The organism is Dyadobacter sp. NIV53, assembly GCF_019711195.1.
In the GTDB taxonomy this organism is placed as follows: domain Bacteria; phylum Bacteroidota; class Bacteroidia; order Cytophagales; family Spirosomataceae; genus Dyadobacter.
This window is the reverse complement of the sequence record NZ_CP081299.1, coordinates 603,738-628,725: the sequence shown is the minus strand read 5'-3', so window position 1 is coordinate 628,725 and position 24,988 is coordinate 603,738. Positions and strand designations below refer to the sequence as shown.

General features: G+C 42.0%; 19 protein-coding genes and 1 pseudogene. 12 read left to right on the top strand and 8 right to left on the bottom strand.

Annotated elements, in window-relative coordinates; genetic code table 11:
- The first annotated feature begins 9 nt into the window (after positions 1-9).
- The 4 genes from nuoL (at position 10) to KZC02_RS02500 (ending at position 5,860) form a co-directional block, all read left to right on the top strand.
- Complete coding sequence (gene nuoL, locus KZC02_RS02515; protein WP_221392659.1) at positions 10-1,899, top strand: NADH-quinone oxidoreductase subunit L; 1,890 nt, start codon at positions 10-12, stop codon at positions 1,897-1,899.
- The gene (locus KZC02_RS02510; RefSeq protein ID WP_221392658.1) at positions 1,896-3,422 is read left to right on the top strand and encodes a NuoM family protein; all 1,527 of its coding nucleotides are present in this window, start codon (positions 1,896-1,898) and stop codon (positions 3,420-3,422) included. The genes nuoL and KZC02_RS02510 overlap by 4 nt, the downstream gene beginning before the upstream one ends.
- Complete coding sequence (locus KZC02_RS02505) at positions 3,409-4,848, top strand: NADH-quinone oxidoreductase subunit N (protein WP_221392657.1); 1,440 nt, start codon at positions 3,409-3,411, stop codon at positions 4,846-4,848. Before KZC02_RS02510 ends, KZC02_RS02505 begins: the two co-directional genes overlap by 14 nt.
- 223 nt (positions 4,849-5,071) lie before the next feature.
- The gene (locus tag KZC02_RS02500; RefSeq protein WP_221392656.1) at positions 5,072-5,860 is read left to right on the top strand and encodes an alpha/beta hydrolase; all 789 of its coding nucleotides are present in this window, start codon (positions 5,072-5,074) and stop codon (positions 5,858-5,860) included.
- Positions 5,861-6,058: 198 nt separating this feature from the next.
- Here the strand turns inward: KZC02_RS02500 and KZC02_RS02495 are convergent, their stop codons facing one another.
- Both KZC02_RS02495 and KZC02_RS02490 read right to left on the bottom strand, forming a co-directional pair.
- Positions 6,059-6,856, bottom strand: coding sequence for an ATP-binding protein (locus tag KZC02_RS02495; RefSeq protein WP_221392655.1), 798 nt, complete (start codon positions 6,854-6,856; stop codon positions 6,059-6,061).
- A gap of 89 nt (positions 6,857-6,945) precedes the next feature.
- The gene (locus tag KZC02_RS02490) at positions 6,946-9,627 is read right to left on the bottom strand and encodes a PAS domain-containing protein (RefSeq protein WP_221392654.1); all 2,682 of its coding nucleotides are present in this window, start codon (positions 9,625-9,627) and stop codon (positions 6,946-6,948) included.
- A gap of 420 nt (positions 9,628-10,047) precedes the next feature.
- Between KZC02_RS02490 and KZC02_RS02485 the strand changes: the two genes are divergently transcribed.
- Complete coding sequence (locus tag KZC02_RS02485; protein WP_221392653.1) at positions 10,048-10,467, top strand: YsnF/AvaK domain-containing protein; 420 nt, start codon at positions 10,048-10,050, stop codon at positions 10,465-10,467.
- A gap of 48 nt (positions 10,468-10,515) precedes the next feature.
- Positions 10,516-11,337: a YsnF/AvaK domain-containing protein gene (locus KZC02_RS02480; RefSeq protein ID WP_221392652.1), complete on the top strand. Its 822-nt coding sequence runs from the start codon at positions 10,516-10,518 to the stop codon at positions 11,335-11,337.
- 138 nt (positions 11,338-11,475) lie between these two features.
- Here the strand turns inward: KZC02_RS02480 and KZC02_RS02475 are convergent, their stop codons facing one another.
- Entirely contained in the window at positions 11,476-12,201 is a 726-nt protein-coding gene (locus KZC02_RS02475; protein WP_221392651.1) for a hypothetical protein, read from the bottom strand.
- A gap of 279 nt (positions 12,202-12,480) precedes the next feature.
- Here KZC02_RS02475 and KZC02_RS02470 point away from each other — a divergent pair, with 279 nt between their 5' ends.
- The 4 genes from KZC02_RS02470 to KZC02_RS02455 all read left to right on the top strand — a co-directional run bounded on the left by KZC02_RS02470 (position 12,481) and on the right by KZC02_RS02455 (position 17,298).
- A complete protein-coding gene (locus KZC02_RS02470) occupies positions 12,481-13,002 on the top strand; it encodes a (2Fe-2S)-binding protein (protein ID WP_221392650.1) in 522 nt (173 codons plus the stop codon).
- Positions 12,995-14,011 (top strand): xanthine dehydrogenase family protein subunit M, encoded by a 1,017-nt coding sequence (locus KZC02_RS02465; protein WP_221392649.1) that lies wholly within the window; start codon positions 12,995-12,997, stop codon positions 14,009-14,011. Before KZC02_RS02470 ends, KZC02_RS02465 begins: the two co-directional genes overlap by 8 nt.
- A 173-nt stretch (positions 14,012-14,184) precedes the next feature.
- Positions 14,185-16,422 carry a xanthine dehydrogenase family protein molybdopterin-binding subunit gene (locus KZC02_RS02460; RefSeq protein WP_221392648.1) on the top strand — a complete coding sequence of 746 codons (2,238 nt, stop codon included), beginning with the start codon at positions 14,185-14,187 and terminating at the stop codon, positions 16,420-16,422.
- A 321-nt stretch (positions 16,423-16,743) separates the two neighbouring features.
- Positions 16,744-17,298, top strand: coding sequence for a Crp/Fnr family transcriptional regulator (locus KZC02_RS02455; RefSeq protein WP_221392647.1), 555 nt, complete (start codon positions 16,744-16,746; stop codon positions 17,296-17,298).
- A gap of 123 nt (positions 17,299-17,421) precedes the next feature.
- Here the strand turns inward: KZC02_RS02455 and KZC02_RS02450 are convergent, their stop codons facing one another.
- Positions 17,422-18,843: an IS1182 family transposase gene (locus KZC02_RS02450; protein ID WP_221392646.1), complete on the bottom strand. Its 1,422-nt coding sequence runs from the start codon at positions 18,841-18,843 to the stop codon at positions 17,422-17,424.
- A 107-nt stretch (positions 18,844-18,950) separates the two neighbouring features.
- Between KZC02_RS02450 and KZC02_RS33215 the strand changes: the two are divergent.
- Both KZC02_RS33215 and KZC02_RS02445 read left to right on the top strand, forming a co-directional pair.
- Positions 18,951-19,079 (top strand): annotated as a pseudogene (locus KZC02_RS33215) (Crp/Fnr family transcriptional regulator); the annotation flags it as partial.
- 71 nt (positions 19,080-19,150) lie between these two features.
- On the top strand, positions 19,151-19,834 hold the full coding sequence (locus tag KZC02_RS02445) for a hypothetical protein (RefSeq protein ID WP_221392645.1): 684 nt from the start codon (positions 19,151-19,153) through the stop codon (positions 19,832-19,834).
- A 166-nt stretch (positions 19,835-20,000) separates the two neighbouring features.
- On the opposite strand, the gene KZC02_RS02440 is transcribed toward KZC02_RS02445, so the two are convergent.
- The 4 genes from KZC02_RS02440 to KZC02_RS02425 all read right to left on the bottom strand — a co-directional run bounded on the left by KZC02_RS02440 (position 20,001) and on the right by KZC02_RS02425 (position 24,883).
- Positions 20,001-22,652, bottom strand: coding sequence for an ABC transporter permease (locus KZC02_RS02440; RefSeq protein WP_221392644.1), 2,652 nt, complete (start codon positions 22,650-22,652; stop codon positions 20,001-20,003).
- Positions 22,649-22,984, bottom strand: coding sequence for a PadR family transcriptional regulator (locus KZC02_RS02435; RefSeq protein WP_221392643.1), 336 nt, complete (start codon positions 22,982-22,984; stop codon positions 22,649-22,651). Before KZC02_RS02435 ends, KZC02_RS02440 begins: the two co-directional genes overlap by 4 nt.
- A gap of 248 nt (positions 22,985-23,232) precedes the next feature.
- Positions 23,233-24,147 carry a cation diffusion facilitator family transporter gene (locus tag KZC02_RS02430; protein WP_221392642.1) on the bottom strand — a complete coding sequence of 305 codons (915 nt, stop codon included), beginning with the start codon at positions 24,145-24,147 and terminating at the stop codon, positions 23,233-23,235.
- Between the two features lie 139 nt (positions 24,148-24,286).
- Positions 24,287-24,883, bottom strand: a complete 597-nt coding sequence (locus KZC02_RS02425; RefSeq protein WP_221392641.1) for a hypothetical protein — start codon at positions 24,881-24,883, stop codon at positions 24,287-24,289.
- Positions 24,884-24,988 lie beyond the last annotated feature (105 nt).

Genomic DNA, 24,988 nt, shown 5'->3' with positions numbered 1-24,988 from the left:
TACACGGATATGGACAACCTTTTTTTGCTCATACCTGCTTTCCCTCTGGCTGGTTTTCTGATACTGGTAACCGGAAGGAACCGTTTATCCAGGAGGTTCATTGCCCTGGTCGGTGCAGGAAGTGTTTGCCTTTCAGCCATTATAACGATAATGGTCGGATTAGCTTTTCTTTCTTCAACGCCTCCAACAGGTTTCTATTCCCAAACATTATGGACGTGGCTGGATGTGGCTGATTTTAATCCGGAAATCACATTAAAACTGGATGCATTATCGCTCGTTTTCGTTTTCGTCATTACTTTCATAGGGGCTCTGATCCACATTTATTCAGCCGGTTTCATGGCACATGATACCGATTACGCCCGGTTTTTTGCCAGCATGAACCTGTTTGTGGTTTCCATGCTATTGCTGGTTTTGGCGGATAACCTGCTTTTATTATATCTGGGCTGGGAAGGAGTGGGGTTATGCAGTTATCTGCTCATTGGTTTTTGGTATGAAAATCCGGTCAACGGATATGCGGCGCGTAAAGCTTTTACCATCACAAGAATAGGGGATACGGCTATGGCGATTGGACTTTTTATGATCTTCTATCAGTTTGGTACGCTCGTTATTTCTGAAATTTCTTCCACTGCTACGGTTGTTTTACGTCAGAACACATCGGGTGCAACTGTGATCGCTTTGTTACTTTTAGCAGGAGGAATAGGGAAATCGGCTCAGCTTCCATTACAAACGTGGCTGCCTGATGCCATGGCGGGTCCTTCACCAGTAAGTGCGCTTATTCATGCAGCCACCATGGTTACGGCAGGAGTTTATCTTATTGCCAGATTGCATGTTATTTTTGAACTTTCGCCGGTTGCACAAATGACTGTTGCCATTATTGGGGCCGCTACATTATTTGTAGCCGGGATGAGTGCACTGACACAATTTGATATCAAGCGTGTGCTTGCCTATTCCACCATCAGCCAGATCGGATACATGTTTCTGGCATTGGGAGTTGGCGCGTGGACGGCTGCCGTTTTTCATTTTATGGTTCATGCTTTTTTTAAAGCCCTTTTGTTCCTGGCCGCGGGAGCAATTATAGAATCGCTTCATCATGAGCACAATATGTTCAAAATGGGAGGGCTTAAAAACAAAATGCCGCTCATTTTCTGGACATTCCTTGCCGGAGCAGTTTCATTAGCTGCAATACCTCTGATAAGTTCTGGATTTTATAGTAAAGACCAGATACTGTGGTACGCATGGGCGGCAGAAAAGGGGAATCCTATGCTGTGGTTCGTAGCTTTTTTCGGCGCGTTTATTACAGCTGCCTACACCACCAGAATGATGATCGTCACTTTTTACGGAGAGCCAAAAACCGAAATTGGCCATCTTCCCGGTAAGCTCATGACAGTACCGCTGGTGGTCCTTGCGATTTTTTCATTGATAGCAGGCTTCATTGAGCTGCCTCATAATTTCGGGCATTTTACACTTTTTTCAGATTTGCTAAGCCCTGTTTTTCCTGCAACGGAATTAAGAGTAGAGGAAAATACCGAATGGCTGTTCCAGCTTTTGGCTGTACTGGCAACTTTTGGAGGTGTTTACCTTTCCTATATTTTTTATTACAAACAGCCGTACAGGATCGAGAAGTTGCGGCAATCGGCATTAGCAAATGGTTTGTATAATTTCTGGTTTTCGGGCTGGGGATTCGACAGGTTGTACAACTCCCTATTTGTAGGTCCGTTTGTTTTTATCTCCGGAATCAATAAAAACGATGTGGTTGATAAAATTTATACGGGTATATCTGCGGGAACCAATGGTATATACAGGCTACTGTCTGATACCCAGACCGGATCACTCAGATGGTACATTATGGGTATGGTCATTGGTGCAATTGTGGTACTAGGTTTACAGATTATATTATGATTCTCGTCGCTCTTATCTGTATCACCATGACTGGTGGAATTTTAGGGCTCATCCTTGGCAAATGGAACAAAAACCTTCCACGATGGATCGCGCTGGCCTCAGTATCAGCCGGATTTCTGATACTTGTATCTTTTTGGTTGAATCTTAATCAATCCATCAGTATCAATAACGACGGCAACTGGCTTATTGAGTTCAGGCAAACCTGGATCGGTTCATTTGGGATCAGTTTTCACCTGGCAGCGGACGGGCTGAGCTTTCTTTTGCTGATACTCACATTCTTTCTCGGGATTATAGCCGTACTCTGTTCATGGACAGAAATTACTGAACGGACGGGATTTTATTATTTCAATCTGCTTTGGATATTGGCGGGCGTTTCCGGTGTATTTATGGCAATGGATCTGTTTCTGTTTTATTTTTTCTGGGAAGTAATGCTCATTCCAATGTATTTCCTGATCGGGATATGGGGAAGTGAGAACAGGGTTTATGCAGCTTACAAATTCTTTATTTTTACTCAGGCAAGCGGTCTGTTAATGCTTCTAGCTATACTGGGTTTATATTTTATTCATGCCCAAAATACAGGAATTTATACTTTTGATTACTTTGAACTGGCTGGTACAATCGTTCCTCCTGCGTTTGCTTTTTGGCTGACAATGGGATTTATGATTGCTTTTGCAGTTAAACTACCCATAGTGCCATTTCATACATGGCTGCCTGATGCGCATAGCGAAGCACCTACAACCGGTAGTCTGATTTTGGCCGGCTTACTCTTAAAAACCGGCGCTTACGGTATGCTGCGTTTTGTTATTCCTTTGTTTCCTGCCACGGCCCATCAGATTGCGTTTCCGGCAATGCTTCTCGGCGTACTAGGCATTATTTATGGAGCTATTCTGGCATTCTCACAGACAGATTTGAAACGACTCGTTGCGTTTACCTCCGTTAGTCACATGGGTTTTGTAATGATCGGTATTTTTTCATTCAATGAACTGGCATTACAGGGAGTTGTTATGCAGCTTGTTACACATGCAATCAGTACCGGCGCATTATTCATTATGGCCGGAATGCTTAAAGAGCGCCTTCATACGCGGGATATGAACCGCATGGGCGGACTCTGGCTCGGGATGCCGCAAATGGGTGCCATTGGATTGTTATTTGCGATGGCTTCACTGGGATTACCAGGAACAGGAAATTTCATCGCTGAGTTTCTGATACTCTTAGGTGCATTTAAGGCAAACATTTGGCTGACTGTCCTGGCAACATCAGGACTTGTTTTTTCAGCTGTTTATTCATTGCGTATTGTGCAGAAAATATTCCTGGGGCCACAGCAGGAACAGCAGCAAACCCTTGATTTTTCATTGCGTGAAAAGCTTGTTATGGCAGTTTTGACCTTATCGATAATTGGTTTAGGCCTGTACCCGCAACCTGTTTTGAATACCGCCGCTCCGGCAATTAATAAGCTGGTAAGCATAATGATGACTGAACCTGTTGATTTACAAAAAGACCGGCAAACTTATGTCAGACACTGATTTTTCCGCCCTTATGCCTTTGCTGTTACTGGCAGGTTCGTCCGTGCTGGTGATGCTGCTGATCGTTGTCAAATTCAGCCATCGTATTATTCAGGTCAGCAGCCTTTTTTTGTTTGTACTGTCATTTACCTCTCTTTTTTACATCAAAAAACTGCTTCCCTATCAGATCGGTACATTGTTTGTAATTGATGATTTCGGAATTTTTATCATTGGTTTGATTGTTTTTTCCGGACTGGTGGTCAACATCCTGTCTTATATTTATTTTGAGGAAAAAGAAGAAGGGCCAAAGGAATATTACGTTTTACTATTCCTGTGTACACTTGGTGCAGGTGTGCTGGCCGTAAGCAAACATTTTGTATCACTTTTCCTTGGCCTCGAAATCCTGACCGTTGGCTTATACGCATTAATTGCCTACCTCAGGAAAAGACATCATAGTATAGAAGCAGGGATCAAATATCTGATTCTGGCCGCCTTTTCTTCGGCATTTCTTCTTTTTGGAATGGCATTGATCTACCTTGAAACCGGAACTATGGAGTTTTCTGCGATGGCCTCACATGTGGTATCGATGCAGGTACTTCCGCCTTTGTTCATTACAGGATTAGGCATGATGTTGGTTGGAGTCGGGTTCAAACTGGCCGTCGTACCTTTTCATATGTGGACTGCCGATGTGTACCAGGGTGCGCCTGTACCAGTTACAGCTTTTATTGCCACAGCTTCCAAGGGTGGCGTACTGGCAGTACTACTTCGTTTTTTTCTGGCAATTGATGGTTTCAGGTTTCAAACCGTTGCTCTTATACTGATCTGTATTGCAGTGGCTTCAATGGTCGTTGGGAATTTGCTGGCACTGCGTCAGAAAAACCTGAAACGTATTTTGGCCTATTCGTCTATTGCACATCTGGGCTACTTGATGGTTGCTTTCATTCCCGGTAATACTATGAGCATACAAGCCGTAAGCTTTTATTTATTTGCTTATTTTGCTACTACACTCGCTGCATTTGGAGTGATCGCCGTTTTATCAGGAAGGGAAGAGGATGCAGAAGAAATAGAAAATTACAGAGGATTATTCTGGCGGCATCCTGGTCAGGCCTGCATTTTAAGTGCAGCTTTACTTTCACTGGCAGGTATACCGCTCACGGCCGGCTTTACCGGAAAATTTTATATTCTTGCTGCCGGAATTCAGAAAGGTTTCTGGGCACTGGCTATTATTTTAGTGGTAAGCAGTGTATTTGGGTTGTATTATTATCTTCGGGTAATCACCGCCATGTTTACCGGAACCGGCCAAACGATACCCGAAGAAGATGAAAAACATCCCGTCTTTTTCAGGGTCAGTATGCTCATATTATCAGTCCTCGCAGTCGTAATTATCTGGCTCGGAGTTTATCCTGATCAGGTTATCAGTTATATGCAGCAGTTACAGGTTAAATAGCCTGATTATCCCAAAATAAGGTGCTACCTGCTTGTAGCTAAATATTAGTTATTGTAGAATTTCTCTTTGCCCGATCGGGACTACCCATTTGCCTATGCCGGGTTGTTTTCTTTGCTCACACCGGTTTAATTAATGCTTTATTGGTTTTTCAGAGGAGAAAATGTTGCTAATCAGCTTATTAGGTTAGTATTTGTTATCTTACTCAACCATAAATAAAGCAGCTATGGGTTCAATCCAATCAAAAACGGTCGTTTTTATTACCGGTGCTTTCGTCGGCAACAATTGCTGGGACGAATGGCAGACTTATTTCCAGAGTAAAGGCTATGCGACAAGCGCTCCTCCCTGGCCTTATAAAGATGCTCCGGTCGAAGAGCTTCGGGAGAGGCATCCGCACGGGGATAAGGAGCTGGCATTGCTGACCTTGAATGAATTAATTGATCATTATGTAACTATTATTGAAGCGCTTCCAGAAAAACCTATCGTTATTGGCCACTCTTACGGAGGACTTTTAACCCAGCTGATGGTCAACCGGGACATAACTGCTGCCGGGATTGCCATACATTCAGTGCCTCCTCTGGGCGTATTTCCTTATGAATTTTCATTTTTAAAAGCGGGTTGGAAATCACTGGGATTATTCACTTCCATTGAAGAAACTTATATGATGTCGTTCGAAGACTGGCAATACGCGTTCGTTAATGGTATGCCACTTGATGTGCAACAGGAAGCCTATGACAAATTTACGATACCGGAATCCAAAACAGTAGCCCGGGATGCATTGAGCAGCGCGGCAAAGGTTGATTTTAAAAAGGACCATGTTCCATTACTGTTCACAGCCGGCGATACAGATCATATTACTCCAGCCCACCTCAACAACCGTAATTTTAAGGCTTACGAAAACGAAAATTCCGTACTGGATTATAAAGTATTTTCAAACCGGAACCATTTTGTACTCGGGCTCCCAACCTGGAAAGAAGATGCCGATTATATCCTGGACTGGATCAGCGTTCATTGAAATGGAAAAGCAATAGGGTAAAAGGTTAATGGTTAAAAGGTTAAAGGGTTAATTGTTAAATGGCTAATGGTTAAAAGATAATTGGAGAACAAAATATTAATTTTTATGATAAAAATACTATTTCTCCCATGTACCATTTAGTACCTCCCTTTAACCATTAACCCTTAACCCTTAACCCTTAACCATTAACCTTAAAATTTATACCGGCAAATACACACTAAAGACAGCACCTTGTCCTGGTTGGCTTCTGGCTGTAATAGCACCTCCATGGTTACTGACTACCCTTTCACAGATTGCCAGTCCAATGCCGGTTCCGGGAAATTCATTTTTGCCATGCAAACGCTGGAATACCTGAAAAATACGACTAACATGTTTCTGGTCAAATCCGATTCCATTGTCTGCTATATCAATGCGGTGGTAAGCTGCAACCCTGCTTGTTGGAATTACATGAGCAGGCAATTCGTTTGCAAACTTGATTTCAGCCGTAATAGAAATTGCCGGAATTGTATCATGAGAACTGAATTTCAGCGCATTGCTAAGCAGATTTTGAAATAACTGGTTTAGTTGTGTCTGATCTCCATGAACGATGGGCAATATGGCGGCATTGACCGTGGCACCGGTTTCCTGTATAATTAGTTCAAGATCCGTGAGTACCTGAGTCAGAACATCGTTGAGCAGTACTGGTGTTGTTGCTTCCTGATACGTAGAAATGCGGGAAAACGTAAGCAGATCATCTATCAGAACAGACATACGGGAGGCAGCAGTCTGCATCCGCTTCAGATATTCTGCGCCGTCACCTAACTTGGACGCATAACGGTTTACAACCAGATCCCCAAAAGACTGGATCTTTCTGAGTGGCTCCTGTAAATCGTGCGAGGCAACATACGAGAATCGCTGGAGACTTTCATTAGAACGGAGCAGTAACTGATTTGATCCGGCGAGCTCTTCGTTCGTTGCCAGATATTCCTCGTTTATGGCCGCAAGTTCTTCATTCATAGATGCAAGCTCTTCGGTCCGCAGCTGAACCTGCTGTTCGAGTGCAAGCTGAATTTCACGTTGCTCCGTTATATCACGCGAGATACCAATTAATTTATATGGCTTGCCCTGATCATTAAAAAAGTTCTTCCGCTTGCATGAATAATCCTGCGGCGGCCGCTACGCATGTTTTCAATGGTATATTCTTCATTATAAATGCCATCACTTCCCGGCCACATTGCATCCTGTAACGCCGACTGTACACGTTTACGGTCGTTTTCCGGGATATAAGGCAAATCAGTATCAAAATCACCTGATTCTTTCTCAGTGCCGAGCCATTGTTTCAGGCGGTCACTATAAGTTATTTTATTAGTAAGCGGGTCAATGCTCCATAAAGCCAGGTCGGCCATTTCAATCGCACTGCGTAATGTACTTTCTGCTTCTTCTATTTCCTGCCTTGCCTGCACCTGGCTCGTTACTTCTGTTGCGGTGATGACTATGCCATAGATTTCACCATTTGTGTTTCGCAGTGCCTGGTATATATAACTGTAATATCCGGTATATGGTTTTCCATAACGCATCAGCACAAGCATTTCTTCCGGTTGATTGTAAGTATGTCCGGTTTTAAAAACATACGCAAGTTTTTCTTCCAGAGGGGTATTGGCCAGTTCAGGAATAGCTTCTGTAAATTTCTTTCCCAGTATGGACAGGTCACGCCCCAGGATTTCCATCATGTTTTTGTTAATCGTCACGACTTCCATTTGCTCCCCTGTAACCACCATCTTCGCCACGGGCGAATTGTAAAAGATACTGCGGGAAAATTGCTCATTTTCTTCCAGTCTCTGGTTTGTTTTTACCGCTTCCGTTACATCAATGGCAATCTCCAGGATGGCATATACTTCACCGTCAGAATTAAAAAGCGGGGTATAACTTATATTATAAAAGTTGTGCGTCATAACGCCTTGACGAACAATACTTACCTCTGAGGCAAAGCTCTGGTACATTTTACCTGAAGTGTAAACATTGTCCAGTATCCGTAAAAACGTTTGGTTTTCCAGTTCCGGCATTACTTCACGCAGCGGCCTGCCAGTGATATCCGGACCTTTTCCCACAACGTCGATAAACGACTGATTGGGCATTTCGATAACCAGATCCCTGCCAACGAACAGGCTGATGGCGGTAGGAGCCGCTGCTATAACTGACCTTAACCGGGCTTCACTTTCTTCTAATGCAATCAGTGTTTTTACCTGCTGTGTAACATCTACTGCCATGTTCAGGATAGCATATACTTTGCCTGATATGTCCAACAATGGCTTGTAGGTAAAATCAAAGTAATAGGTATCTATTTTACCATTCACTTCAATTTTGGTAGCAGCACTTTTGCTTGTGTATGTTTTGCCGGTTTTAAATACATTTTCTAATATTTCTAAAAATGCCTGGCCTTTTAGTTCGGGTAAAGTGTCTTCTATTTTTTTACCAAGAACAGACCTGTTCTTCGCCCAATAACCCAGCATTGCTTCGTTGGCAACTTCAATATTCATTTCACTTCCTGTCAGCAAACAGGTTGCTATCGGTGCTTCTTCAATTAACGAACGGAACTTGGCCTCGCTTTTTTCCAGTGCTTTCCTCGCAACAACCTTTTCAGTTACTTCAGTTGCCAGTACCATAACCCCTGTGATGCTATTCAAGGAATCACGCAGCGGAGTATAAGTCAGGTCAAAATAAACATTCTGTAATTCATTGTTTCTAACCAGCTTCACCAGCATTTCATTGCCAAAAAAAGGTGTTCCGGTATCATAAACACCTTGCAGTAATTCAAGATATCCTTGGCCTTCTATTTCTGGTAAGGCTTCTAAAAGGCGCTGGCCAATAATAGATTTGTCCTTCCCCCATACTTCAAAGATTTTGTCATTCCCAACTTCTACAATCATCTCCCTGCTATTGAAAAGCCCGATAGCCATCGGCGATTGCTCCACCATTGTCTGGAACCTGGCTTCGCTGGATCTCAGATCAGTAATATCCCTGGCAATTGCCAATACACTTTGAACCTGCCCATTATCTCCCAACTCTGGCACCAGCCGGGAGTAAAAATATATTTCTCCTTTGGAAGTTTGAAAACTATTGTAGTGTTCCTGAGGCATACGTGTGTCAATTACCGTTTGCAGGCATTTCATATAAGCCATAGCAGTATTTTCCGGCTGCCCCATTTGCTGGTTGGTCTTGCCTAGCAGGGAAGCATTATCTGTTCCGGTTTTCTCTTCGAAGGCGGTATTGGCAAATATTAACTCAAGATTAGTATTCCAGCGTGTAATCACATCCGGCGTGTTGTCAATCAGGCTGCGCAACTTATTTTCACTTTCATAAAGCTGCTTTTTTGCGAGGACCTGGGAAGTAGCATTCTGAACGATTCCTGAAAAGCGGATAGGCGCTCCGTAATCATCAAAATAAGCCTGCCCTTTCCAATGTAACCAATGTGGCTGTACGCTGCCTGAATTCCGAATGCGCAGATCAATTTCGAAAATGCCGCTGGATGCGGATTCAAGAGCATTTTTTATAGATAGTTCGGTCGCCTGCCTGTCATCAGCATGAACAGATAACAGCAGCTCATTATACGGAACAATATCTTTACCTGAAAAATCAAAAAGGGATTTGGCCCGTTCGCATAACCAAAACTGGTTATTGTTCAGATCAAGCTCCCAACTGCCAATGCCAGCCGCTGCAAGAGCCGATTCCAGTCTGTTTATTTCAGTAATACTGTCACGACTAAATGGTTTTGGAAAATTGGTCATCATCAAAGGTAATTGTTACACAAATTAAACAAGAAAACAGCTAAAATACCCAAAGTGACGAATCTGAGTTGTTATTTACTCAATTTTTAACTTTTTGCGTATATATGTTACGTTGTATTTTGATGCAATTACCGTACCTGATTAATCGAAATTATAGAAGTAATTATCATCTTGCCTAAAAAGAATTTTAATATTAAATATGGTCTTATTACAAATTCTTTTGTACCGCTATCGGCAATCATCCAAAATCTCCTTCCATGTATCAATTTGATAGCCGAATGCCGACCGCCGATGGCAATACAAAACAATTCGTGATAATATTAAATATTGAAAAATATAGGGATCTGAATCAGGCATAATCTTTTTTAAGTACAGTTATGGGGAATTTTCTCCGGAAGCTTACGTACAGATAAACAAATAGAAATGGATCCGGAAAATAATATGCAGAATCATCTCGCAGATGGGCAGACACTCGTTTTTCCAGTCATTGAAGAAGAAATTACTGTGGGGAAACGTGATGTAGAAATTGGTAAGGTCCTTATTTCTAAGAGAGTGTACGAGGAAGAATCAATAGTAAACGCATTGTTAACTTCTGAGGAAGTCACAGTGGAAAGAAGGGAAATCAATCAGTATATTGACCACGCACCACCAGCGATACGGCAGGAAAATGGCGTAACAATTATATCGGTTATTAAAGAAGTTTTGGTGGTTGAAAAGCGTCTGATGCTGGTGGAGGAACTGCACGTCACAAAGCACAAAACGACCAATTCAACGACTATCAATGAAACCTTGAGAAAGGAAGAAATAACAATTACAAGGAGTGCGCCTGGCACAGATATTTAGAAACAGGGAAATGTTATAATTAACCTATAAAATCTTAAACTCAATTTTATGTCAAATACGGTAGTAGGAATATTCGAATATACAAGTGAAGCACAGGCAGCCAAAGAATATTTGTTGAAAAACGGCTATGCTGACGAAAGCGTTGATATTGAAGTACAGATTTCAGATGATGCAACAAGCACTGGAGCTCAGGTTTATAAAGAAGAAAGTGGTGACCGCATAAGTGATTTTTTCAAAAATCTCTTTGGTGATGACGACGACGAAGTTAATAATTATACACAGGCCGGGCGTAAAGGAACAATTTTGACGGTTCATGCTGATTCCGCTGATGAAGCAGAGGCCGCAGCACACATTCTTGATAATTATGGTGCAGTTGATGTTCACGACTATGCTTCCAAAATAACCGACACATCAGGCAGTATATACAATGTTGACGGTGCATACGGTGCTCCGCAATCTGATGTTTCAGATACTAATCCTGATACGATCAAAGTCATTGAAGAAGATTTTCAGGTAGGAAAACGTGAGGTACAAACAGGTGGTATCCGTTTGAAAAGCCGAATAGTGGAACGACCGGTGGAAGAGAATATCCGTTTGCGGCAGGAATATGTATCGGTTGAGCGTACTCCTGTTAATCGTATTGCTACGGAAGCAGATTTTGAAACATTTAAAGAAGGTACGATCGAATTGACCGAATATGCGGAAGTTCCGGTAGTATCCAAGGAGGCCCGTGTTGTAGAAGAAGTCAGCCTGCGAAAAGATGTGGAAGTGAAGGATGAATTAATCACTGACACTGTACGCAGTACAGAGGTTGAAACCGAAGACCTTACAGACGAAGAAAAAATCCGCAAATCAGGATTTGATATATAGTCAATAAGGTTTTGTTGGCTGTTGCTAAGTAAAAATGCCATGGTTATGAAGGGATTTCATAACCATGGCATTTTTAGTTTTTTTGCCTTTTCAATCGTTAAAGTGAAAATTTCATAAATATTGATTTAAGCTCCTGGACTATTTAGGCAAAAAAGTAAGCTGTACAACTGCACCCTGGGAACCATCCTGATTCGCACGTTGCCAGCCAAAAGACAACGGTAAACGCTTTGAGAGAAATACTTCCAATCCGACTGTCAGCCTTCCTTTTCCATGAGAGCCTGAAATCCAGTCGGCCAGAAGATGAAGCTTTTTGTACCATATTGCAGCATCAATGCCTGTTTGGAAACCAAAGTTCGGGCCATCGCTTAAATATCTGTGATTACCATAATAAGTGCCTGCAACAATCTGGTACTGCTCCTGGTTTCCAAGTGTTGCAATAGCATTGGCGTAACTGTAATAAACGAACTTTACGGACTGTGTATGCGTAACGCTTTTTCCGCCTACGGCTCCAATTCCCAGTGAAAGAAAGTCATTTATTTCAAAAGCCTTTTGTACGTTAGCCAAAAGTAAAGGAGCAAATGGAATGGTAGTGGTAGTATCATTCATTTCAATATGCCTGCTTTTAATTCCATAATCCAGGTTGATCAGATTTAATCCTGCTTCCCATTTTTTGCCTAAACCATATGTAACCGTGGTTGATGATTCCACTTCGTCCTGGATTTCAAACTGTTGCTGCACACTTATTTTGCGTGCATCGGTAATGTCAGAAGCGGATACATTAAAAAAAGTGAGCTGGGAAAAAGCATTGGCAATCGGAAAAATTGTAAGTATGCCGCAAAGTTTGTACAGGATAAGTTTTGACATATTAAAAGGTTAAGTATTACCACAAACGTGAGTACGGATCAGTTAGTAAAAGATATGCCATCGTGATATAAAGGTTTTGTAAGTTTAAATGAATAAGATTTTTTGCAAAACGAGATTTTATCGCGTAATAAATCCCCAGGATAACTGGAAAAGGATTTGGTCAGGAAAATTAATTAAGTGTCAGATCTTAATACCTGTATCTTTCTTTGTGAAAGAACAGTGGCATAATTGTTATAATTTGATAAAATTATTCACCTGTTCTATATTATATACTCACTTATGATATTGCCATACCCCATAGTTCCGGACGTTACCGATGATGGTTTTGATACACAAACGGTAACGCTTAATGTTAACAGAATGAAAATTGAGTTACAGATATTACCCTGGGTAAGTCTATTGGATGCTTTGAGGGAATACTCAGACCTGACTGGTACCAAAAAAGGTTGTGATCACGGGCAATGCGGTGCCTGTACTGTACTTTGTGATGGCGAGCGAATCCTAAGTTGCCTTACACTGGCTGTAATGAAAGAAGGTTCCGAAATTACGACCATAGAAGGAATTGCACAGGATGGCCAGCTGCACGAATTGCAAAAAGCATTTATCGAATACGATGCTTTTCAGTGCGGTTACTGTACGCCAGGACAAATATGCAGTGCTATTGGAATGTTGCGTGAAGGAAAAGCAAAAACCAGGGATGAAGTAAAGGAACTGATGAGTGGGAACCTTTGCCGCTGTGGTGCCAATAATAATATAATTGACGCAATCATGGACGTAAAAAATCAGGGAAATTATGAATAACTTCATTTATACTAAGGCACATTCAGTACAGGATGCAGTTGATAAAGTAGGTGGGAAGACGGATGCGAAATTCGTAGCTGGTGGCACAAACCTGATCGACCTCATGAAATACAGCCTCACCAGGGCAAGTACACTTATAGATGTAAATCCAATAGAAGGACACCACAGCATAGAAGAAAAAGATGGCGGAATTCGTTTGGGTGCGTTCGTAACCAATGCCAAAACAGCCTATCATCCGCTTATCGAAGAACGTTACCCATTATTGTCCCGTGCAATATTGGCCGGAGCTTCAGCGCAGATCAGGAACATGGCGACCAATGGCGGTAATCTGTTGCAGCGCACAAGATGTTACTATTTTTATGACGCAAATACTCCCTGCAACAAACGTGAGCCGGGTTCTGGCTGTTCGGCCTTAATGGGCTACAACCGGATCATGGCTATACTGGGAACGAGCGATAGTTGTATTGCCGTATTTCCATCCGATATGTGTGTGGCCCTGGCTGCACTGGATGCAGTTGTAAATATTTCGGGGCCAGATGGCGAACGTAGCATTGCATTTACCGATTTTCACAGGTTACCGGGCAATACACCTCATATTGACAACAATTTGCTGCATGGTGAGGTCATCACCAGTATTGATATTCCTGAAAAAGGATTTTGCAAAAATTATTCCTACCTGAAACTACGCGACCGTAACTCCTACGCCTTTGCACTCGTGTCAGTTGCCACAGGACTGGAACTGGAAGGTGGTATTATCAAAGAGGCAAGGATTGCATTGGGTGGAGTAGCACATGTTCCTTGGAGAGGGAAAAATGGAGAAGAATTTTTGAAGGATAAAGAACCAACGCGGGACAACTTTGCGCACGCAGCAGAGATTATTCTGAGCGGTGCCATCGGTTATGAATACAATAGTTTCAAAATTGAACTGGCAAAAAGGGCCATTGTACGTAATTGTATCATGGCGCTTCATCCTGAAACGCAATTGCCCGGAGCACAGCCTTCGGCTTAAGAGTTTATGACGGCGCGAATGTCTGATGATGGCGCGAACGTCCCATTCATGGCGGTTATTCAAAGGCCTCTGGCTTGATAATACACCTTATATCGAAAATAAATCCGGCCGGAGGCCTATAATAGAAGTCACGAACGGGGACGTTCGTGCCATCATTTAACCAATATTAAATTATGTCAGTTTTACCATCAATAGGGCAGCCGGTAAGTCGTCTGGAAGGTCATTTGAAAGTTACAGGCGGAGCCAAATATGCTGGCGAATATAACATTCCCGGATTGTTATACGGATATGTGATAAACAGTACCATTACTAAAGGGAAAATCATGAAATTTAATACCGGGCCAGCAAAGGCATTACCCGGTGTTATTGAAATATTTACACATGAAAACCGGCCATCGCTTGCATGGTTTAATCAGCAGTATGCAGATATGGATGCGCCTCCGGGAGCTCCATTCAGGCCGTTGCACGATGATAAGATCAAATACAATGGACAGCCAATAGCACTTGTAGTTGCCGAAACCTTCGAATTGGCAAGATATGCAGCTACAATCGTGGAGGTGGAATATGAGGAAGAAGTTTTTAATACAAAATTGGAAGACCATCTTGCTGATGCGCATGCCCCCGCAGTTGGGCTGGCAACCATGCTGAAACCACTTCCACCAAAACCGCGGGGTGATTTTGAATCAGCTTATGCCGGATCTTTTGCACAGGTTTCCGCCGAATATCTTCACGGAACGGAGCATCACAATCCGCTCGAATTGTTTGCGACAACCACCATTTACGAAGGAGAAGGCAAGTTGACGATCTATGATAAAACCCAGGGAACGGTTAATAGCCAGTTATATGTAGGGAATATTTTCGGACTGCATTTTAAGGACATTCGTGTGATATCGCCTTATGTGGGAGGAGCATTTGGCTCAGGATTAAGGCCGCAATATCAGTTATTTATGTCTGTTATGGCTGCTTTGGAGTTAAAAAGGAATGTACGCGTTACGCTCGACAGAAGCCAGATGTTTACGTTCGGTCACAGGCCGCCAACAATTCAGCATACACGTTTTGGCGCTGATGAAAGTGGTATGGTTACAGCTATGAACCACTCTGCTGTTGCCGAAACCTCACAGTTCGAAGATTATACGGAGGTAGTTGTGAATTGGGCAAACATGCTTTATCCGGCATCCAATACCCTGATGGAATATAAACTGGTCAATCTGGATGTATATAGCCCGCTGGACATGCGCTCACCTGGTGGCAGCACAGGATTGCATGCCATAGAAAGTACGATGGACGAACTTGCTTATAAACTGAATATTGACCCGGTAGAACTCAGGTTGATTAATTACGGACACACGGATGCAAGTATGGGCCGGCCTTTCAGCAGCAAGGAGCTTAAAGAGTGTTATTTACAAGGAGCTGAGAAATTTGGCTGGTCAAATCGTAATCCGGAAACGCGTAGTATGCGCCGTGGAAATAAGCTGGTTGGTTACGGAATGGCGACAGGAATCTGGGAAGCCAATCAGCTCCCTGCACGTGCAGAAGCAATGATCACTAAGGAAGGGAAATTACAAATTAACAGTGCTGTAACGGATATCGGAACTGGTACCTTTACAGTGATGGCACAGATAGCTGCTGATGAACTTGGACTAGAAATTGACGACGTTATTTTTTCTTACGGTGATAGTAAGATGCCATTTGCACCTATTCAGGGTGGTTCTTTTACTACTTCCACCGTTGGGTCAGCCATTAAAGCGGCTGGTAAGGCATTGAGAAAAAAGCTGTTAAAAAAGGCAGTTTATATGAAAAATTCGGTTTTGAAAGGAGCCGAACTGGATGATGTCATGTTTGAAAACGGTTATATCGTCCTGAAAAATAACCCATCTTTGTGTGTTTCATTTCAGGATATTATTGCTGGTAACAACGGAAAAGTTATTAAAACCACTAACACATCATTTCCCAATGTTTTCAGATTAAAAAAATACTCCAGAGCGACTCACAGCGCTGTTTTTGTAGAAGTGGAAGTAGATGAAGAACTTGGAATTATTAATGTAACAAGAGCGCTGACGGCGGTGGCCGCTGGTAAAATTATCAACCCTAAAACAGCGAGAAGCCAGATTCTTGGTGGAATGGTGTGGAGTATCAGCAAAGTGTTGCACGAAGAAACGATCAGCGATCATAATCTGGGAAAATATATGAACCAGAATCTGGGCGAATACCACATTCCAGTCCATGCCGATATTCATGAAATGGATGTGATTTTTGTCGAAGAAAATGACACGATCATTAATGAACTGGGTGTAAAAGGCGTAGGGGAAATCGGGCTGGTTGGTATGCCGCCAGCTATTGCAAACGCAATTTACCACGCAACTGGAAAAAGGATCAATCAATTTCCGATTCACCTGGATTCGTTGTTGTAATTATTTGATTGATAGTAAAATAACTTGTTTTTGTTAAGTACTTTAATAGCCTTCTGAGAATATTGGAAGGCTATTTTAGTGCTTTTTTTGTCAAGTGTAGATACATAAACCCATAATTCATTATTAAATCGGATTTTTAGAGTCTCATGAACCGCTGATCACGAGACGTCGCTTCGAGATGATTGGTGGGTAGAAACAGATTTGATTAAATTTTCACTTCGTTCCATAGGAACGTTTTGTGATCATTCGGTAATTTTTAATCATTTAACTTTCATAAAAATTAAATTGCATTTTAACTGCTATCTCTCCAAACTAAAACCAATGAACGAAGACAGAAAAATTCTCACAAACTTTATCCAGCAAATTTTACCCTTATCAGATCACCTTGCCAATACAATTGCAGGTTATTTTGAGATAAAGGAATTTGGTAAAAATGAATTCCTGTTGAAACAAGGACAAATAAGTAATGAATATCTGTTTCTTGAAACTGGATTTATTCGTGTATTTACTTACGACACAGACGGAAACGAAGTTACTACTAATATTTACAGCCCAAATTCAATGGTGTTTGAACCTGCTTCATTCATAAAAAGAACACCTACGAAAGAAAATATACAAACCTTGACGGATTGTACAACCTGGATAATAAAAAATGATGCTTTTCAAACTCTTTTCCATTCCGTTCCTGAATTCAGGGAATTTGGCCGGGCAAATCTGGTTAATGGATTTATAGATCTGAAAGAAAGGACATTAGGTATGATCAACCTGACTGCCGAACAACGTCAGGCTGTGAAAAAACTAGCTTCGCTTAAAAAAATCACCCGAAGAACCGTTATTCCTGCTCATTTCCTGGCCTGTGCACGGTGCGGTTTTTAAGCAGCAAATGCCAGGCTATAAAATTTGAAGTGCTCTAAAAGGTTTATTATGTGGCGATTTTGATAAAACATGGCCCCCTTGGGATAGACCGGTTTCCAATGATTGAGCTTTTGCATGATTTCTTCAAATTTCAGGATATTCAATAACCTTTTCAGGTTGTAAACCGTCATCACCAGGGCCATTTCTCCATTGACTTTCTCTAAACCCCAGAAGGTTGGTATGGTTATAGCCCCATTGTCGTTTAATGGTCCCGAATATATGCTCGTTTATCTCTTGCCGTTTTCGGTAAAGTGCTTTTCCTGCCCGGTAATTCTGGGCGTTGGCTTCTACCGCTTCGGCATATTCGGAGCGTTCGATCTCGCGACTGCCATCCTGACGACCCGTGCACTGGTCGCGCACCGGGCAACTTCGGCACGCCGGGCTCCGGTATTTCTTGAATTGATAGCCCACATTCAACTCCCGTTTCTTTTGATGCCAGGTGCCCTTGGTCTTCAATAACTCACCCTGTGGGCAGGTGTAGGTGTCCTGTACCGGATCGTAATGGAACTTGTCTACCAGGTAGTCCGGCTGGGTACCCGTACGATTGGTATTCACTAGTTCTGGTACGGAAACGATGGTCTCTATGCCCACTTTCTGGCAATTTTGCAGCTGCTTGCCGTTGTGATAACCCTTGTCGACCAGGATCGTCATAGCATCCGAACCGGTGGCATCCAGGGCCTGCTGCGCTATGTCGGTCAATGCGTTGCGGTCGTTGCGGTTGATCGTGTGCGTAGCCACTACCAGTTTGTGCTTAGCGTCAACTGCCGCTTGTTGGTTATAGCTTACTTCTACTACCTGCCCATGGATCAGAAGCGCCCGCGCATCTGCGTCGGTGGTACTGATCTGAGGCTCGATCGTTTCAGTAAGCTGCTTCTCCAAGGTCTCATACTTAATTCTGGCTGTCTTTAAACGCTCCATCTTTTCCCCGATATCGCTAACCTTTTCCGGTGATTGTTCTGCTGCATCATTCTGATCCAGCTCTTTCAAATATTGTCTGGTTTTCTCTTCGATATAGGCCAGGTGGCGTTCTATTTTCTTTTGATTGTAGGTATGCTTTTTGCTGTTACTGGCTCTGAACTTCGTCCCATCAATGGCTACAACACTCCCTCCTATCAAATCCAGGTCTTTCAAAAAAGCCACAAACAGCCGAAAGGTGTTCTTCAAAGCAACAGGATTATCTTTCCGAAAGTCCGCTATGGTATGGTAGTTGGGTTGCAGCCTGCCAAGCAGCCAGTGCAGCTCTACGTTACGGATAGCTTCTTTTTCAAGCCTGCGGCTACTACGGATACCATTCAGATAACCGTAAAAGTATAACTTCAACAATATCTTTGGATTGAATGAAGGCCGTCCTTCGGCTTTGCTTTCAGCAATTTGGAATTTGAGCTCAACCAGTTCCAGCTTGTCTACGAAGGCGTCTATAAAACGCACCGGATTGTCTTTTTCAATAAGCTCCTCCATACAGCCCAATACTAGCTGGTGCCGGTTAGCGGAAATTAATTCTGGCATATATCATTGATTATCAACAATCTAAAATACTCAAAATCAGCCTTCTTTCAAAGAAAGTTTATGTATATATTTGGTATTAATCAAACCGAAGTTTTTTCACAGACTGACGTTACGAACAATTGTTGATCGCACGTCCGGATATATTTCAAAATGTGCCGTTGAAGTACATAGCTTCCTACCTGGGAATTACGGATACGTCTTTGAGCAGGATACGGAAAGAAATCATGCATAAGTAATTTCTTGCCAATTGGTAAGTTGAATTCGATCGTTACTCAGGACTTTTGTTTGTAATTAATCCTATAAACGAATGGAACAGGTATCAGCATTTCTCAAAGTGTTTTTCATCATTACCACCTTTTTGACCGTATGGCAGTTCTACAATGCTGCGAATAAATCAAAGGGTTTTTTAATCCTGATCCTTGTATGGATGGCTTTACAATTCCTTTTGGTGCAAACTGGTTTTTATAATAATCCAAATGCTTTTCCGCCAAGATTAGTGTTCCAGCTAACGCCAACGCTGATTTTTATCCTGATTCAATTCTTTACCGTTCGTGGCAGAAAATTTATAGATAATCTGGATATCAAAAAGCTTACTTTACTCCATACCATACGCATTCCGGTAGAAATCGTTTTGTATTATTTGTTTGTGGCCCAGGTTATTCCAGAGATCATGACTTTTGAGGAAAGAAACTTTGATATTGTTGCCGGAATTACGGCTCCATTGATGTTTTACTTTGGCTTTGTAAAAAACAAACTCCCGCGTAAAACGATGATCATCTGGAACCTGATCAGTTTGGCCTTATTGATAAATATAATTTCGATTGCTATTTTATCAATAAAATCACCTTTTCAGCAATTTGGGTTGAATGAAACCAATACAGCGCTTGGTTATTTTCCGTTTAACTGGTTACCAAGTGTCGTAGTCCCCATCGTTTTATTCTCGCATTTTGCAACACTTAGACAATTGACCATTGATAAAAAACGTGTCTGATTCATAGTTGCCGGTTTGCTTTCACCTTTAAAAAAAACGGTATTAGCAGAATCAGGCAATTTGCTAATTCAAACCTTTTAGGAATCTTAATTCTTAATATTATCAAAAAGTAAACCGCAGCAACAGCAAAAACACTAAACTATAAATTCCTGGTTCTTTATTTCTTTCATTCTGTTCTTAAACTTTTTACCGGGTTCATTAAAGCTGCTTTAATGCTTTGAAAACTGACTGTCATCAATGCGATTCCAATGGATATAACACCTGAAAGAACAAAAACCCAGGCTTCTATATCAATTTTGTATGTGTATTCCTGTAAGAACCGGTTCATGGCATAATAAGCAAGTGGCGATGCAATAATGAATGCAATGAAAACGAGTTTCAGGAAGTCGCGTGACAATAAAGTAACAATACCCGGCACGGTTGCACCCAGAACTTTACGAACACCAATTTCCTTTGTTCGCTGTGTTACCACAAATGAAACCAGGCCAAAAAGTCCAAGGCTGCCGATGATTATGCCGATACAGGCGAAGAGTTTGATAAAATTGGAAAGATTTCTTTCACTTTCGTAAAAGCTGCTGATCTCATCTTCAAGAAACTTTGGATCATAATAATGATTCGGGAATAGCGATGTCCATTCGGCGCCAATATGTTTGAGTGCTGCCTCCTTTTGAGTTGGGTCGATGCGGATGCTGGCCAGCTGAAAATTCCACGAACCGTACAAATACACGTGCGGCATCAGCTTGCTTTTTAAGCCTTCGGAATGGTAATTTTTTACAACCCCGACAACCGTTGATTTCACGCCCCAGATTTCAAGTCGTTGCCCAAGTACTTTATTCATATCTATGTATCCCAGGTCCTTTGCAGCTTTTTCGTTGATGAGAATAGGAGTGTTTTCTGCTCCGGTTCTAATATCCTTCGTAGTATCAGAAGCAGTAAGCCCGCGACCGGCCAATAATGAAATATGGAAAAAATTGAAATAATTAGTATCTACATGCTGAATACGGAATGTCTCTTCACCATTGGGCAAACGGGCATCTTTAACTACTCCCCACCAATGGTTCCTTTGACTGGCAGGTGTGGTAAGTCCATAAGTAACTGCTTTTATTTCATTATGACCGGATAGTGATCGGGTAAATCTTTCTCTTAAATTATTATTACCGCGGTCGGGCATAGCGACCGTTATCACTGCACTTTTAGCAAAACCCAGATCTTTTTCCTGAAAGTAACGGATTTGTTTGATTCCCAGTATTGTGCAGATTATCAGTACCTGGGCAATAACGAACTGCAAAACAACCAAAGTAGAACGAAGGGAAATTCCTTTACTAACAGGTATGAACAACCTGTTTTGCAAGGCCCGGATTGGCTCAAATTTTGATAAAACCAGCGCAGGATAAAACCCCGCAAGCAAGGTTACTACAATGCCAAGTGCAAAGAGAAATATAAATGTGCTTATTTTCCATATTTCTGCTTTCGGAACCAATATCCCAAGCAATTGCGGTGTATATTCAATCAGCTTGGATGCCAGAAGACTTCCCAATACTATTGCACTAAAAACGAGTATGGCAGTTTCGCCAAAAAACTGTCCTATCAATTGCCCTTTTCCACCTCCAAGTACTTTGCGCATGGCAATTTCACGTCCTCGCTGAATAGCTTGTACCGTTGCCAGGTTAATAAAATTAATACAAGCAATGAAGATGAGAAACAATCCTATACTGGCCAGGGTATAAATAATCCAGTGCGGCATGGAGTAATTGTAAGCGTCCTTATCTGTATCAAAATGCATGTCGGATAGGGGCTGCAAATGATAGGATGTTGTAGTATTTTCATCTTTATGCCTTTGGGCCAGTGACGCGAGTATTTTATTAATGGGTTGCTGAGAGCTTCCTTTTTTTAACAAAACAAATCCCTGGTTCATGGAATCGCCGCCTCCAAAATAATTTTCATTTTTAAATTCAGGCTGAAGTTGCTTAAAAGTTTCCCTGGAAATAATCATTTGTAATGGGAATTCTGTATTGGCAGGCACTTTTTTAATAATCCCGGAAACGGTTAAATCAATTGTGTCATCGAAGCGAAATGTTTTTCCCATTGCATCATCCCGAAACAGTTTTTTTGCTGTTTCTTCATCCAGAACCACGTTTCCCGGTGCACCCAGAGATTGTTTGGGAGAACCTTCTATCCATTCGATATCAAGCATTTCCAGCATCTGAGGAGGAGCGTAAAAGATATTTTTCTGATTAAAAACTTTGGTGCCAACTTTTACGCTGCCGGGCATAGACCCCTGTAAATTTGCAGCAAGCTCAATTCCGGGTACTTGTGTACTGAGTGTTTTGATCACTCCCTGAGGCACATGAGATTGTGGTTCACCAAACTTGTCTGTTGAAGCAATTCGGTATATGCGGTCTGCATTGGCGTGATAATTATCAAAGCTATATTCGAAGCGCACTATCCAGAATAATGTAATAGCTACGCCCAATCCCAACGCTAATCCGGTTAGGTTAATGAATGAATAGAGCCTGTTCTTTTGCAGGCTTCTGTAAGCAATTTTGAAATAATTCTGTATCATGGCCGGATGCATTAAAAAGGGTTGGTGGTATTGATGTTTGGGTTTTCGCTTGCGTACAAATGGTGGCGTAACAGATAGAATGCTTAAAAAATACTTAAAACCGGCATAACGAATACCCCGTTCCTTATACCAGCCTGCAAACAATTCTTCAAGGTCTCCCTGCACTTCTTCCAGTGTCTCAGCAGGATGAAACCATATGAGTAATTGCTCTGCCCATCGTGGTGGGCTTGGCGTATGTTGGCCGGTTTTTTTCATAATCCGTTTAATTGGAGATGTGCAGGAAGTAACTGCCAGAGATCATTGCGTAGTTGCTGAATTTCCTGTAAGGCTTTGCTTCCCAATACAGTAACGGTAAATATCCGTTTGCGCCGTCCACCCCGTTCGGTAGTTGCACCGCCAAGCTGTGAGGATAAAAATCCTTTTTCTTCAAGACGGATCAGTGTATTATGAACGGTGCCGAATGTTACTTTCCGCCCGGTTTGCTGTTCTATTTCCTGGTTGATAGTAACGCCATAAGCCTCACCATCGAGAATGGCCACCATTAGCAAAACAATCTCTTCAAATTCTCCGAGGTAGGTTCTTCTCATATAACAAAATGATTAGTCTCTATTTTGTCGTACAAATACTTTGCCAGATTTTTTAATGGTTGTAATGTATTGATTTTAAGTATTATATGTAGTTTTTGTTAATGAAACATTGTTCATTTACGGACAGTTTATTTGGAACCGTACAAATAAATCTTACAAAAAAACATTATTCGTCAGGCGGTGCTGGGATAGGCACCCTGTCACTTATATTTATCCTGTAAATTCAGTAGAACTGTAAAGGCAAGAAGCTAGTTTCCAGCCATTTCAGCCATCTGAGGCTGAATAATGATGTAGCGAATTAATGGAAATTCCTGCTGGATATTTGTTTTGATACGGACAATCGAATCTGTAATGTCCTCCGTATCATTATCCGGTTCAAAAACACAGATGAGCATTAGCAGGACTTCCTCGGGCGACTGGTAAGTTGAGAGGATATTTAGTACGCCGATCACACCTTTGTCTTTTTCGGCAATTGCTTTAATCCTGTTTTGGGTTTCCGGAGTCAGGCCTTCTCCCATAAGCAGGCTCCGGCTTTCCCTGGCTAATATGGCGGATACAAACACGAGCAATAAGCCAACCAAAACAGAAGCAACTCCATCCAGATAAGCCATGTCAAAGTTATGGCCGATAAGCATGAAAACTGATACAATCAATAGTCCAAGTACCGCTGCACCATCTTCGAACAGCACGAGGAAACTGGAAGGATCTTTACTTTTAACGATGGCATTCCACCAGGTTAACCCATTTCTTACTTTGTCGAATTCTTTGATGGCTACAAACAGCGACCAGCCTTCAAGCAGAATTGAAAATCCCAAAACGACATAATTCCAGGTTGGGTCACCCAGCGGTTCCGGGTGAATAAAGTGATCAATTCCTTCATAAATGGATATGCCGCCACCCAGACCGAAAATCAGGATTGATACGATGAACGACCAGAAATAAAGTTCTTTGCCGTAACCAAACGGCCGCAATTTGTCAGCTGGTTTTTTGCTGCGTTTCAGGCCATAAAGCAGCAGAAGCTGGTTGATGGTATCGACCAGGGAATGTATCCCTTCCGATATCATCGAAGAACTGTTGGAATATGCGCCAGCAATAAATTTGGTTACAGCAATCAGTACATTAGCAGCCAGAGCGCTATAAATCGACTTATTGTTCTTGGCCATAGGAGTATAAACAAGGTTTCATGGAACAAATTAATAGAAATTTCGTGCTCAATTCACCTATTGCGCATCCCACTGAGTCCGTCGCGTTTAATTTATTTTTTCTCTGCATCCTTTGCGTTTTTACGCTTCGTTAAACTTTTCAGAATCCCAGTTTAACCCCAAATGCCAGGTTCACAATATCACCAGGTTTTAAATATTCCCGGTTTTGCGCATAACTGATCAGCAGCAGGTCATAGGTTCCAAGTTCGTAGTACAGTTCCAAACCCCGTTTCTTTTTATTTACAATAATTTCACGCCCTACTTTTCCGCCAATGTATGCTCCCGGACGAAACGAAGTCGCCCACCAATAATAACCGGATGGATAATATGAAGGCCATTTTGAGTCAAATTGCGGGCCGAACGTGTAACTCAGATAAAATCCCAAAGAAAACGGAACGATATTGCAGGAGTTTTTCAGAGGAATGCGCCAGGGAGAAAAGGTCGTCTTTCCGGTAATAGTTATCAATGCATCGCCTCCAAATTTTTGTGGTAAAAAGCTGAAAAGCAAATCGGTTTCCAGTGTTTTATTATGTGAAATGTAACCCGGGCCGCCTGATATAAAACCGATATTACCGGCAAACTGCATTTTTAAATGATCAGGAATGTACCATTTCCGGCTTTTTTCAGCAGGTAATTCGTCCTGGGCAATTGCAAAAAAATGTAATAGCAAAAGGAGTGGCAAAAGTAGATTTTTCATATTTTTCAAAATTCAATATTTTCAACTTTATAGCCACCTTTCCATGTGGAAACGAGCAGATAACCTCTTGCTCCCGCACTGGTTGTTACGTAATAATGGACGCCA

What these genes read in the sequence shown, in the direction of transcription:
- nuoL (WP_221392659.1), top strand. Translation starts at nt 10, where the DNA reads ATGGACAACCTTTTTTTGCTCATACCTGCTTTCCCTCTGGCTGGTTTT.
- KZC02_RS02430 (WP_221392642.1), bottom strand. Translation starts at nt 24,147, where the DNA reads ATGGCCAAGAACAATAAGTCGATTTATAGCGCTCTGGCTGCTAATGTA.
- KZC02_RS02435 (WP_221392643.1), bottom strand. Translation starts at nt 22,984, where the DNA reads ATGAGAAGAACCTACCTCGGAGAATTTGAAGAGATTGTTTTGCTAATG.
- KZC02_RS02450 (WP_221392646.1), bottom strand. Translation starts at nt 18,843, where the DNA reads ATGCCAGAATTAATTTCCGCTAACCGGCACCAGCTAGTATTGGGCTGT.
- KZC02_RS02440 (WP_221392644.1), bottom strand. Translation starts at nt 22,652, where the DNA reads ATGAAAAAAACCGGCCAACATACGCCAAGCCCACCACGATGGGCAGAG.
- KZC02_RS02480 (WP_221392652.1), top strand. Translation starts at nt 10,516, where the DNA reads ATGTCAAATACGGTAGTAGGAATATTCGAATATACAAGTGAAGCACAG.
- KZC02_RS02470 (WP_221392650.1), top strand. Translation starts at nt 12,481, where the DNA reads ATGATATTGCCATACCCCATAGTTCCGGACGTTACCGATGATGGTTTT.
- KZC02_RS02500 (WP_221392656.1), top strand. Translation starts at nt 5,072, where the DNA reads ATGGGTTCAATCCAATCAAAAACGGTCGTTTTTATTACCGGTGCTTTC.
- KZC02_RS02490 (WP_221392654.1), bottom strand. Translation starts at nt 9,627, where the DNA reads ATGATGACCAATTTTCCAAAACCATTTAGTCGTGACAGTATTACTGAA.
- KZC02_RS02510 (WP_221392658.1), top strand. Translation starts at nt 1,896, where the DNA reads ATGATTCTCGTCGCTCTTATCTGTATCACCATGACTGGTGGAATTTTA.
- KZC02_RS02455 (WP_221392647.1), top strand. Translation starts at nt 16,744, where the DNA reads ATGAACGAAGACAGAAAAATTCTCACAAACTTTATCCAGCAAATTTTA.
- KZC02_RS02460 (WP_221392648.1), top strand. Translation starts at nt 14,185, where the DNA reads ATGTCAGTTTTACCATCAATAGGGCAGCCGGTAAGTCGTCTGGAAGGT.
- KZC02_RS02495 (WP_221392655.1), bottom strand. Translation starts at nt 6,856, where the DNA reads ATGAATGAAGAACTTGCGGCCATAAACGAGGAATATCTGGCAACGAAC.
- KZC02_RS02465 (WP_221392649.1), top strand. Translation starts at nt 12,995, where the DNA reads ATGAATAACTTCATTTATACTAAGGCACATTCAGTACAGGATGCAGTT.
- KZC02_RS02505 (WP_221392657.1), top strand. Translation starts at nt 3,409, where the DNA reads ATGTCAGACACTGATTTTTCCGCCCTTATGCCTTTGCTGTTACTGGCA.
- KZC02_RS02445 (WP_221392645.1), top strand. Translation starts at nt 19,151, where the DNA reads ATGGAACAGGTATCAGCATTTCTCAAAGTGTTTTTCATCATTACCACC.
- KZC02_RS02485 (WP_221392653.1), top strand. Translation starts at nt 10,048, where the DNA reads ATGGATCCGGAAAATAATATGCAGAATCATCTCGCAGATGGGCAGACA.
- KZC02_RS02425 (WP_221392641.1), bottom strand. Translation starts at nt 24,883, where the DNA reads ATGAAAAATCTACTTTTGCCACTCCTTTTGCTATTACATTTTTTTGCA.
- KZC02_RS02475 (WP_221392651.1), bottom strand. Translation starts at nt 12,201, where the DNA reads ATGTCAAAACTTATCCTGTACAAACTTTGCGGCATACTTACAATTTTT.